Origin of the sequence: Floridaenema evergladense BLCC-F167, from assembly GCF_041929205.2 — a bacterium.
Lineage (GTDB): Bacteria > Cyanobacteriota > Cyanobacteriia > Cyanobacteriales > Aerosakkonemataceae > Floridanema > Floridanema evergladense.
Window position 1 is genome coordinate 2,808,629 of record NZ_CM171625.1, and the last position, 11,813, is coordinate 2,820,441.

Here is an 11,813-nt window from a genome sequence, read left to right on the forward strand (position 1 = left end):
TACTATTTTCCGATAGGTAAACTGTACTCGGACTGTCTCGTTACATCTCTTCACTATTTGAGGTCGATCGCTCAACGGCACATCATCAAAAAGAAGCTGTAAAAACGTAATACACTACTCCAGTTCCCAAAAAAATCACCGCTAAACTAGAAAGAATTACCCAACGACCTCCTGGTTGGTAAAAATCAGCATCAATATCATGCCGGACAGCGAAGAAATGAAATGTAGAAAGTAAAACTGTGATTAAACCGACAAATGAAAGAATTAAGCCTAACTTCCAAGTCATTTCCGAACCGTAAACCGGAGATTGAAAAAGTTGCAATCTAACAGTTATTAGACCAAATCCAATCAAGGAAATCGCACTTCGCATCCATGATAGGTAGGTGCGCTCGTTTGCTAAATGTTCTCGTACTCGTCCGGGATTGCGTAACTTTGTTTCCTTACTAGAGACTTTGATAGAACTTTCTTTTTGATTCTCAGTAACAGCTTTTTGCATATCAGCTAATGAGTTGTTTTTTTATGAACATACATATTCTGATTTAGTTAAAATCAATTTTTGCTCAATCAGCCGACCTCTGTGGCTAGCTCACTGAAGTTATACTCTCTACTTTAGAGGTTTTTATTGATAAAAGCAAATATTTTAATTATTCGAATTAATAAATTCTATTTATTAATTTATCTTTACTATGGGCGTTGTTTTTTACAATCAAGTGTGTTATTATTTATGGTTAGTTTTTATTAACTCCATAAACTCTATTGAATTAAAGTATTTTAAATTTGGATGAATATATAGTACATTTTGACTAAAAATTGTACATTTAATATAAGTAAGAAAGTTTTTATTGTTTATTAATGAAAATAGAAAGGTTTATGCCAATCAAATTAATGCCTAAAGTTAGCCAAAATGGAGAAAAACCGAAATCACAAAATCCTAATCGCGTTCGAGATCATTTGGCTAACGAACGTACCTATTTAGCATGGATGCGAACTGCGATCGCCATGATTGGTTTTGGTGTTGTAATCGTCCGTTTGCGGGTTTTCCATCCCCCACTTTCCAGACAGCCTGGTGATGGTTGGAAGTTGGGTTTAACCTTCTCTTTAGTAGGTTTGGTTACAGTATTACTAACAACAATTCACTATTTTCTCGTGCGCCGAGATATTGATGAAGATACCTACGAACCTGCCGATCGCTGGGTGACAATTTTCAGTATTGCTATTACTATTTTAGCAACCGGAGTTATCTATTATGTTTTTACTTCTCCCTTAAGTCCTAACAGCGTAGTGGTAGCTGAGTAAGTATCAGGCTTTGTTAAAAAACAAGCCCCAGATTTGTTTATTGAATTTTTCAAATAAACAACTTATCCATATATTTATTAATTAAAAGGTAACTACATATAAGCTTATGTGTAGTTACTTTTCTTAAGGAATATCATTATAATTATCTTTTAGAAATAGTAGCTATAGCTGTAACCCTAACCAATAAACGAATTGGTTAGTTAGTGTATCTAACTATACGAAATTCATAGATTTTATTGGCAAATTACCTTGTATTTTCTGGAAGGCTATGCCATAATCCTAAATGAAAACTACGGTAAGTCGCTCGATAAACAGTACTATTCTGATGCCTGCCTAAAAACACAAAAAATTTAGGACTTACGCACTGACGTTCAATATAGGGGCATGGTGCGTTACGTTAGCACTAACGCACCCTACAAATAGAGGCTTTGTGTAAGTCCTAAAATTGTTCAATTGTCTAGATCCTTTAAAGTAGACACGGAAAACTCTTGGGACTGAACTGAGAACAACGCTGTTAGTGCAATAGGTAGGCATTTTTTCCCTAATTAATCTTTGGTTGGTTCAAACAAACCTGGGAGTACAACTGTTGAGAAAGACGTAGAAAATATTTAGTGTTGACCGCTATCGCTCCTGTTAAAGATGGGGAATAGAAACAAATTTCTTTTTCCCATCTTTCCTCAATAATAAAAGTCAAGTTTTGGAGTTTTTTTAATGGTTAGTACGATTCCTAACTACGATCCAACTTTATTTCAAGGTGCTGCTTGGTATTATGCGCGTTACCGATCGAAGTACCCAAAAGCGTTATTTGATTTACTAGCAGATATCTTTAACCTTGACGGTACAGGAAGATTGCTAGATTTAGGCTGTGGCGCAGGATTGATTGCTATTCCTTTTTGCGATCGCTTTGCCGAAGTAATTGCAGTCGATCCAGATGCAGAAATGCTTAAAGAAGCTGAAGAACAAGCAACAAATCTGGGAGCAAATAATATTATCTGGCTTCAAGATCGCGCAGAATCTATTTCTCCAGATTGGGGTCAATTTCGCTTGGCAACGTTAGGACGTTCTTTTCATTGGATGCAGCGAGAATTAGTATTAGAAAAACTTTATTCCTTGCTATCGGATGACGGAGGAATTGCAATTATTAAAACCAGTGATGATCCTTGGCATAGCGAACATCCTTGGAAACAAACTGCGATCGCAGTAGTAAAACGTTGGCTAGGCGAACAGCGGCGTACAGGAAAAGCTGGACAAGGACTATGGAAACCCTTAGAAGTTTCCCACGATGAAGTTTTAGCAAAATCAAAATTTCCACGCCACGCCAACTACGAAATAAAATTTGAGCAATCTTGGACGATCGATTCATACCTGGGATATATATACTCAACCGCCTTTGCTCTCCCATCATTTTTTGGTGAAAACCGAAAAAATTTTGAAGTAGATTTACGAGAATCCCTACTAAAAATCGAACCATCCGGCAAATTTACCGAAGAACTTTTAGTTAACGCTCTAATTGCATGGAAACAATAGACATCTCTAAAAAAGATTGTAGAGACGTTGTATACAACGTCTCTACAAACAAGAATTCCAAGTAACGCACATTTAATTTCTGGAAATCTCTAATAACCATCTACTAAAACTGCAAAATTCTTAACCACAGATAGGTAAATTCCTCCATTTCTTCTCTCTGTGTCCTCTGCGTCTCTGTGGTTAAAAAATTGTACCCACTTCACCTAAAACAAAAAAAATCAGCAAACAATGATTTCAAAATTTAAAATTCCCCGTCGTCATTTCGTAAAAGTTGTATTACCTGGCATAGCCAGTTTATCGACCACCTTAATATTAGGCAGTTGTGGCACATCAAACAAAAGTGCAACTACTTCCCCTGCTCCGACAAGCTCAGTTACTAACACTAATGCACTTAGCACAAATACCACTGGAATTAAAACTAAAGTCCTTCAAATGGGCTATCAACAAGCAGGAGATTTAGTTAGAGTTACAGGCGTATTGGAAAAGCGATTAGAACCTTTGGGTATTAAAGTGGAATGGGCACAATTTGCTCAAGGGCCACAACTTATGGAAGCCATGAATGTTGGCAAAATTGACATAGGTTCTGTTGGGGAAACTCCGCCAATATTCGCTCAAGCTGCGGGTGCTCAAATAGTTTATTTAGTTGGACAAAAAACCACTCCTGAGACTGGTAGAGGAAGTGTAATTGCTGTGCCGCCCGAATCTCCTATCAAAACAGTGGCAGAAATTAAAGGGCAAAAAGTTGTGTTTCAAAAAGCCTCTGCTTCCCACTATTTCATCCTCAGAGCTTTAGAAGAAGTGGGTTTGCAATACAGCGATATTCAAGTTTTAAGTATGCCCACTGTGGAATCGCGTGGTGCATTTATAGAAGGAAACATTCCTGTTTGGGTAACATCAGATCCTCACCTTGCTCTAGCAGAAAAATTGGGCAGAGTGCGGATACTTCGGGATGCGAGAGGGATTGATTCCCCAGGTGGTTATTATATTGGACGCAGACAATTTGCTCAAGAAAACCCCGAATTAGTCCGAATAGTAATTGAGGAAATAGACAAAATAGAACAATGGGCACAAGCAAATCGTCAAGAAACAGCTAAACTGATTGCACCCGAACAGAAATTGGATTTAGATGTGATGCAAAGGGTGATCGATCGCCGCACCTTTGGCAGAAGAGCTATTAGCCGAGAATTAATTGAACAACAACAAAAAGTTGCCGATTACTTCTATAAAAATGGCGTGCTTCCCAAAGCTATTAATGTTCAAGAAGCGATGCTCACCCTTGAGCAATATGCTGCAATTACTCCACCAACCATCAGCCAAAAATAAGGTTTTATGGTAATTTAATGTTGTAAATATTTTCCAATTTAGGTGAAAAATGAGCATTCAACACAAATTATCTACTTGGGATGAACTATTAGAAACTGCCCGGAAAAATACCTCAGCCCGAAGAGTACGTAGACCAGGACAATCGCCTTCTACCGCTCCGATTCCCAGCAGTTTGCATAAGCTTCTCCCAGATACCGCAGCGCCAGTATTAATTTACCGGGATACTAACTCTTGGTGTCCTTTTTGTGAGAGAGTTTGGTTTGCCTTAGAAGAGAAAGAAATTCCCTTTGAAACAGAGTTTATCGACCTAAGTAATAAACCTAAATGGTATACAGATTTAGTGCCAACAACTCTGGTTCCAGCAGTGAAAATTGAAGGGAATTTAGTTTACGAATCTAAAGATATTCTCTTAGCTTTGGAAGAGCGATTTAAGGAGCATCCATTACTACCCGAAAACCCAGAAGAAAATGCTATTGCTAGACAGTGGATTGAGGATGCAGAAACCAGCGGATTTAGAGATATCGCTTACAAATTCCTCAGAGAACCAATTTCTGATGCTAACGAATTGGCAAATTTACAAGCAGCTTTTGAAGCAAAACTAGATCAATTGGAACAAACTTTAGGGAAATATCCCGGCTCATTTTTCGTCTCAACATTTAGCTTGGTAGATATTATGTATAGCGCCCATTTAGACAGATTGGCGGCTAATTTACCTGTCTATCGAGGCTATCACATCAAGGGAAATCCTCGTTTTCCTCGTCTTAATGCTTGGTTTGAAGCTATCAATCAGCGTCCTGCTTATCATCGAGTTCGCTCGGACAGCATTACTAATAATCTACTCTTGCGTCGCAGATTCGGTTCCCAACCAGTTGAAAATTTGTCATCTTTAAATCTAGCAGATAGTCAGGCAATTGAATATCGGGCAGAAGCAGCTGAAAGGTTGAGCGATAATCGGGAAGCTGCGATCGCAGATATCCTCAAAAATTCTGGAGTCCAAGGATTAGCAGTAAACGGCGATATTACACCTGTTAAAGAAGCGATCGATCTTCACCTAAGATTATTAGCAGAATACCTCATCAACGGCGATAAAATAGTTTTACCTTGGGGACGAATTGGTGGCAAAGATAATGCCGATCCAACAGTCGCCGCTGTAGGAGCAATTACCCTCGCGTATTTGCGAAATCGTATCTGTGCGCCCCGTGATATGAGTGCGGGAGCCGCTACAGCATTTCGGGCTGCTGTTGATAAAGTGTTGACATCACTTTATTAACATTTTGCCGCATTTTTACTTACTCACATCAGATCATATCCTCTTGATTACTTATATTGTAGAGATGTTATATGTAATGTCTCTACAATACTTACTATTAAATAAACTGTAGCGAATAAGCCTCTTATTTACATATTTTTCTGAGTTTAAAGGCAAGAAAAAATCAAAACTACTTGCTTTTTTTAGATATCAATGAAAAAATTTTATCTATAATCTACGGTATCTTGATTAGATTACAGTATTTAAATTAAAAGATGCCGTTGCAAAATAGTTTTTATCTAGAGAGGCTTATTAACGATGAGTTCAGGATTTAGGTTCTCGCGTCGTCATTTCAATCAACTTCTGCTTCCAGGAGCGATCGGTTTTTCTGCTGCCTTAACATCGCGTAGTTTTGCTCAAAACAATCAAGCTTTTAAGGCAAAAGTCTTGCGAATGGGATATCAAGTATCTGGAGACTTAGTGAAAGTTTCTGGTGTTTTGGAAAAAAGACTGCAACCTTTAGGAGTGAAAGTAGAATGGCTCCAATTTGCCCAAGGGCCGCAACTGATGGAAGCAATGAATGTGGGACGGATCGACCTTGGATCAGTTGGCGAAACACCACCGATTTTTGCTCAAGCAGCAGGTAGCCCGATCGTTTATGTTGTAGGGTCAAGAACAACTCCAGATACTGGCAAAAGCAGTGTAATTGCAGTTCCCCCCAATTCGCCAATTAAAAGTCTGCGAGATATCAAAGGGCAATCAGTAGTTTTTCAAAGAGCATCTGCTTCCCACTATTTCATCATCAGAGCTTTAGAAGAAGTGGGTTTGAAAATTTCAGATGTCAGCGTCAAGAGTCTGCCAAATGTGGAAGCCACTGGGCCTTTTTTACAAGGTAATATTCCGGTCTGGGTTACAGGAGATCCCTATTACGCTATGGCAGAAAAAGCTGGGAAAATTCGAGTGATTCGGGATGCAAGAGGAATCAATTCTCCAGGGGGATACTATGTTGCATATAAGCCCTTTGCTGTAGAAAATTTAGCTTTGCTGAGAATCGTAGTTGAGGAGATAGACAAGATTGAAAGATGGGCTGGTAGTAATCGCACACAAGCAGTAAAATTACTTGCACCTGCCCAGAAGATTGACGAAGATCTCATGACAAGAATTATCAGCCGTCGCACTTTTGGACGCAGAGCTATTAGTCCAGCTTTGCTCAGAGAACAGCAACGAGTCGCTGATATTTTCTTCCAAAACAAACTTCTCCCCAAGGCTATTAACATTAGTGATGCAGCACTAACTTCTGCTCAATATGCAGCATTGACACCCAATAGCATCAGCCAAAGTTAATAATACTCTCTTGTTGACACTCTCACCACACCGTTGTAGGGGTAATTCATGAATTACCCCTACAACTTTCTTCTACTGATCAAGTATTTGCGATCGGAGAATCAACTTCTTTCTTGATCCAACTACTCACTTGCGACAGATGGGAAGAATACCAGATCGCTCCCAGGATACAAACGCTACCGCAGACCATTAGCGCCTTGGGAGCACCCATCACCTGTGCTAAACTGCCAGCTAGTAAATTCCCAAAGGGCATCATTCCTACCATTGCTAGTGCATAGAAACTCATAACGCGACCACGCTTGTCGTCAGGTACGAGAGTTTGAATAATTGTATTACTACTGGTAATTTGGAGAATTCCAAAACCTCCAACCATTACTAATGTCAACAGGGATAGCCAGAGTTGTCTAGACAGAGCAAATGAGATTAAACTTACCCCGATCGCAACCTGTGCTACCCTAATCAACTGTTCCAATCCCAAAATGCTGCGTCGCGTACTCAGGTAGGAACAAGCGCATAAGGAACCGATCGGCCCAGCCATCCCTAGTGCTGCCATTGTGGTAGCATTCCCATGTAAAATTTCTGCGGCAAAGATCGGTAATACAGCAATGTAGGAGATGCCAACTAAGCCATGTAATGCCAACATTAACAGAATGACTCGAATTGGTTGCATACTACTCACATATAGAAAGCCTTCACGCAATTTCTGCCAAGTATCATTCTGAGGCGTGACTGGTGGAAACTTGGGTGGCATTTGCATTGCTTTCACGGTCACGATCGCAGCAACATAACTCAGCGTATCGTAAAGGAAACAGTATTTGACACCAAGAGTAGCAATTAAAATACCACCAATTGCAGGCCCTAACACTAAAGACGAACTTAGCATGACTGAGTTAAGGGCGATCGCATTACCCCAATCATTGCGATCGTCTACCGTTTCCGTCACAATCGTATGACGGATGGGCATATCCAGCCCTTTCAACATCCCGTTTAAAATACTCAGGATCAACAGTGACTCAAAGCTGATCATGTCTAGAAACGTAAGTGCAGTTAGGGTTGCAGAGACACTGATCCCCAAAATTTGCACCAACATCAATAAGTCACGCCGACTCCAGCGATCGGCTAACACACCGGAAAACGGAATTAACAATAAAGTTGGCAGAAATTGTAAAAATCCAACTAAACCGAGTAACCAAGCAGACTTTGTTAAGTCATAAATCATCCAAGGAATAGTCAACTGCTGAGTCATAAATGTGCCTGACATGGACAGCAGTTGTCCGCTGAAGAAGAGGCGAAAGTTACGCCATTTGAAAGCAGGTAAGCGTTGATAAATACTGTTGCTCATTTGCTCACCTAGTTGCCCATACCAATGCTGCATAGGAGTGGTATTTTAGTTTCACTAATTATTAGATTATCTAACATTTTTTTAGATCGATCAATCTGTCGAAAGTATCAAGAGCGTTCAGTAACCAAAGGCGCTATAAATTAATAAATATTGGCTGTGGGTGTAGCAACAAATCCGACTTTGCGATCACGGCTAAAGCCAACTTTTTCATAAAATATTTTCATCGTTCATACCTTTTGCTCGTGCCGCTGCTGTGTGAGAGGCGATACAATACTCGCAACCATTCGTAACGCTGACAGCAATGTAAATCAGTTCTCGCGTCAGGGATCGAGTTCACCAGGGCTAGTCATCACTTCTTTGAGTGTTTCCCAAGTGCGACGTAGCGTAGGTGGATGTTGAGCGAGAGCTTTCCAAAAATTGTTGATATATTCAGTTTGGCGAGTGGCGCGGATATCGTCGTAAACTGCCCGAACTTCATCGCTAGTATCTTCGTATTCAATCAAGTTGCTCATTGTCTACCAAGTTTGTGTAGTTGGGCGAATCAGGATTTCATTCACATTAACACGAGGAGGTTGGGTGAGAGCATAGACGATCGCAGCCGCAACATCTTCACTTTCCAGAGGAGTAATAGATTTGCGGCGTTCCTCACTGCGTTGTTTGGCGATCGAATCGGTAATATTGTCATTAATTTCAGTATTGACCATTCCCGGCTCAATAATCGTCACCCGAATATTCTGCGATGATACTTCTTGTCGCAATGCTTCAGAAAAGGCATTCACGCCCCACTTAGTCACATTGTAGCCACCGATGCCCACCCGAATCGTGCGACCTGCAACAGAGGAAATATTTACAATATGTCCTGACCCCTGTGCTTGTAGAATCGGTAACACCGCATGAGTGACATTCATTAAAGCAACCAGATTTAGGTCTATCATCCGTCGCCAATCAGCAGGATCGGAAGTAGCAATTTCTCCGATTAAAGCAATCCCGGCATTATTAACGAGAATATCAATTTGTCCCCAATGAGTTTTGGTTTTGTCTACTAAAGTCTGAATTTGAGCATCATCGGTAATGTCAGCAACGATCGCCAACGCCTCACCCCCTGCTGCGGTAATCTTTTGCGCCAATGCTTCTAAGCGATCGCCCCGGCGTGCCACCAACGCCACCTTTGCTCCTTCTGCTGCTAGTGCGATCGCAGTTGCCTCGCCAATACCTGCCGAAGCCCCGGTAACAATTGCCACTTTTCCATCTAACTTGCCACTCATGATCCCAATCCAATTTAAATTTATTTAATCTAGATCCCCGACTTCTTCAAGAAGTCGGGGATCTGAGCAAACTCATGCAAAAGCTCCCACCAATTTAGGTGATGTTGTCTCCTTAGTAAACTGATTCACTGGACGAGACAGACCTAAATTCTCGCGCAATGTGCGACCTTCGTATTCGGTGCGGAACAGTCCCCGTCGTTGCAGTTCTGGAATTACATGATCCACAAACTCAGTCAAACCTCCTGGTAAATAAGGCGGCATCACATTAAATCCATCTGCTGCCCCATTGCGGAACCATTCTTCCATTTTGTCAGCAATCTGTTCTGGAGTGCCGACTACCTGCCAATGTCCTCTAGCACCTGCGATCGCCTCATACAGTTGTCGAATGGTTAAATTCTCTCTTTGAGCAAGTTCCACCAACAGTTGTTGACGACTTTGATGTAATTCCGTGTGCGGGATTTCTGGCAGAGGCCCATCCAAGGGATATTTTGACAGATCAATTTCGCCCAACATTCCCGTCAGCAGACTTAAACCAACCTGGGGATGAATCAACTGCTGAATAGCAGAGAATTTTTCCTTGGCTTCCTGCTCCGTACTGCCAATCACCGGGAAGATTCCTGGCATAATTTTAAGTTGATCGGGATGGCGACCATACTTCGCCAATCGCCCTTTGACATCAGCATAAAACGCCTGAGCATCCGCTAACGTCTGTTGTGCAGTAAAAATTACTTCTGCGGTTTGTGCTGCTAGGTTTTTGCCATCTTCCGACGATCCCGCCTGAACGAGTACCGGATAGCCCTGAATTGGACGAGCAACATTCAACGGCCCTTTGACCGAAAAATGTTTCCCTTTATGGTCAGGAACGTGCAACTTATCTCGATCGAAGTAAATGCCAGATTCCTGATCCCGCAAAAAGGCATCATCTTCCCAACTATCCCATAACTTAGTCACCACTTCGACAAACTCAAGGGCACGTTCGTAGCGCGGCGCATGATCGGGGTGTTTGTCTAGATTGAAGTTGCGGGCTTCGGCAGTGGTGGCAGAGGTGACAAGGTTCCAGGCTGCTCGTCCACCACTTAAATAATCGAGGGAAGCAAACTTACGGGCGAGGTGAAAAGGTTCGTTGTAGGTTGTTGATACTGTCGCTGCTAAACCAATATGCTCTGTCACCACAGCCAAGGCAGATAACAATGTCAATGGCTCAAAGTGAACTATATGTCCAGTGCGGCTTAATACTTCTGTTCCTTGATCCCTGTCTCGCACGGCAACGCCATCGGCAAAAAAGATCATGTCAAATTTCCCTCGTTCTGCGGTTTGGGCAATCTGACGAAAATGGTCAAAACTTAGTCCTCCATCTGCCCTTGCCTCTGGATATCGCCAAGAAGCTAAGTGATGTCCAGAACTCATTAGAAAAGCACCAAGTCTAAGTTGTTTCTGTTGGTTACTCATCGGCTGCCTCCTCTACCAAAACCAAAGAAGTTATTTATTTTTGCCAAAACAGGTTGTTTGATGAGAAACAAACTGTTAGAGTATCTAATCAATAGGATTATTGTCCGATAAACCTACCGATTTAGTCAAGATTATAATGACTCAAGATGAAAGATTGTGGTTAAGCATTGACTTATTTGTAGATTGGAGTTGATTTTATGGCTAAAGATTGGTTTGAATGGCACGAGCTTTACCAGACAGAAGACGTTTTACAGCAGCGATTGGAAATCGTGCAGAAATATATTTCTGACAGTTTAGATGCAGCAAGTGAGGGAACGATTCAAGTTGTGAGTGCTTGTTCGGGCGATGGGCGCGATTTATTGGGCGTATTGGCAACCCATCCCCGCGCTAAAGATGTAAGGGCGAGGTTGGTAGAACTTAATCCGCAACTGGTAGAACGTGGTAGAGAAGCGATCGCGCAACTAGGACTAACAGAACAAATCGAATTTATCAATGGTGATGCCACCCTTACCTCTTCCTTCGCAGGTGCAGTTCCAGCAGATATAGTGATTACCTGTGGCGTATTCGGGAATTTGCCAGACGAAGAAGTACTCCAACAACTAATTCGTAATCTCCATTATTTCACCAAAAAAGGTGGTTTTGTCCTTTGGACAAGGGGGCATCGCGATGGAGTCAACTACTCAGAAAGAGTGCGTCAGATATTCCAAGAAAATCAATTTACCGAAATAGATTTTCAACTCACAGCAACAGGAAATATGGGCGTTGGCAGACATCGCTTTGAAGGTCAAACTCTTTCAGAACCGATCGATGAGCAGTTCTTTGTATTTACAGGAACTCCCGAAAAAGCTGGTCTATTAGTTTCGCCATCCTAATCCGAAATCAGAAGGCTCCAAGCAAAAAAAAGGAGTAATTAACTATTAACGCAAGTTGCTAGTTATAACTGTAGATTTTTCTTAGCCCCCCTTATCAAGGGGGGTTGGGGGGATCTAAACTTGGAAACACAGCGTTAGATCCCCCC

General features: G+C 41.4%; 10 protein-coding genes and 1 pseudogene. 6 read left to right on the forward strand and 5 right to left on the reverse strand.

From position 1 onward, the window contains the following. Positions 1-85 precede the first annotated feature (85 nt). Positions 86-496, reverse strand: coding sequence for a YidH family protein (locus ACE1CA_RS13860; RefSeq protein WP_413279368.1), 411 nt, complete (start codon positions 494-496; stop codon positions 86-88). 374 nt (positions 497-870) lie between these two features. Here ACE1CA_RS13860 and ACE1CA_RS13865 point away from each other — a divergent pair, with 374 nt between their 5' ends. The 5 genes from ACE1CA_RS13865 to ACE1CA_RS13885 all read left to right on the forward strand — a co-directional run bounded on the left by ACE1CA_RS13865 (position 871) and on the right by ACE1CA_RS13885 (position 6,739). Further along, positions 871-1,296 carry a YidH family protein gene (locus ACE1CA_RS13865; RefSeq protein ID WP_413279367.1) on the forward strand — a complete coding sequence of 142 codons (426 nt, stop codon included), beginning with the start codon at positions 871-873 and terminating at the stop codon, positions 1,294-1,296. A gap of 711 nt (positions 1,297-2,007) precedes the next feature. Beyond that, complete coding sequence (locus ACE1CA_RS13870) at positions 2,008-2,823, forward strand: class I SAM-dependent methyltransferase (RefSeq protein ID WP_413279366.1); 816 nt, start codon at positions 2,008-2,010, stop codon at positions 2,821-2,823. A 228-nt stretch (positions 2,824-3,051) separates the two neighbouring features. Beyond that, a complete protein-coding gene (locus tag ACE1CA_RS13875) occupies positions 3,052-4,146 on the forward strand; it encodes an aliphatic sulfonate ABC transporter substrate-binding protein (RefSeq protein WP_413279365.1) in 1,095 nt (364 codons plus the stop codon). Positions 4,147-4,195: 49 nt separating this feature from the next. Further along, a complete protein-coding gene (locus ACE1CA_RS13880) occupies positions 4,196-5,416 on the forward strand; it encodes a glutathione S-transferase family protein (RefSeq protein ID WP_413279364.1) in 1,221 nt (406 codons plus the stop codon). 297 nt (positions 5,417-5,713) lie between these two features. Beyond that, positions 5,714-6,739, forward strand: coding sequence for an aliphatic sulfonate ABC transporter substrate-binding protein (locus tag ACE1CA_RS13885; protein WP_413279363.1), 1,026 nt, complete (start codon positions 5,714-5,716; stop codon positions 6,737-6,739). Positions 6,740-6,818: 79 nt separating this feature from the next. On the opposite strand, the gene ACE1CA_RS13890 is transcribed toward ACE1CA_RS13885, so the two are convergent. From ACE1CA_RS13890 to ACE1CA_RS13905, 4 genes and pseudogenes are all read right to left on the reverse strand, one after another. Then, complete coding sequence (locus ACE1CA_RS13890; protein WP_413279362.1) at positions 6,819-8,081, reverse strand: MFS transporter; 1,263 nt, start codon at positions 8,079-8,081, stop codon at positions 6,819-6,821. Positions 8,082-8,300: 219 nt separating this feature from the next. Then, a pseudogene (locus ACE1CA_RS13895) lies at positions 8,301-8,593 on the reverse strand (carboxymuconolactone decarboxylase family protein); the annotation flags it as partial. 3 nt (positions 8,594-8,596) lie between these two features. After that, positions 8,597-9,346 (reverse strand): SDR family NAD(P)-dependent oxidoreductase, encoded by a 750-nt coding sequence (locus tag ACE1CA_RS13900; protein ID WP_413279360.1) that lies wholly within the window; start codon positions 9,344-9,346, stop codon positions 8,597-8,599. A gap of 72 nt (positions 9,347-9,418) precedes the next feature. Beyond that, entirely contained in the window at positions 9,419-10,795 is a 1,377-nt protein-coding gene (locus ACE1CA_RS13905; protein ID WP_413279359.1) for an LLM class flavin-dependent oxidoreductase, read from the reverse strand. A 197-nt stretch (positions 10,796-10,992) separates the two neighbouring features. Between ACE1CA_RS13905 and ACE1CA_RS13910 the strand changes: the two genes are divergently transcribed. Further along, complete coding sequence (locus tag ACE1CA_RS13910; protein ID WP_413279358.1) at positions 10,993-11,667, forward strand: class I SAM-dependent methyltransferase family protein; 675 nt, start codon at positions 10,993-10,995, stop codon at positions 11,665-11,667. Positions 11,668-11,813: the final 146 nt, after the last annotated feature.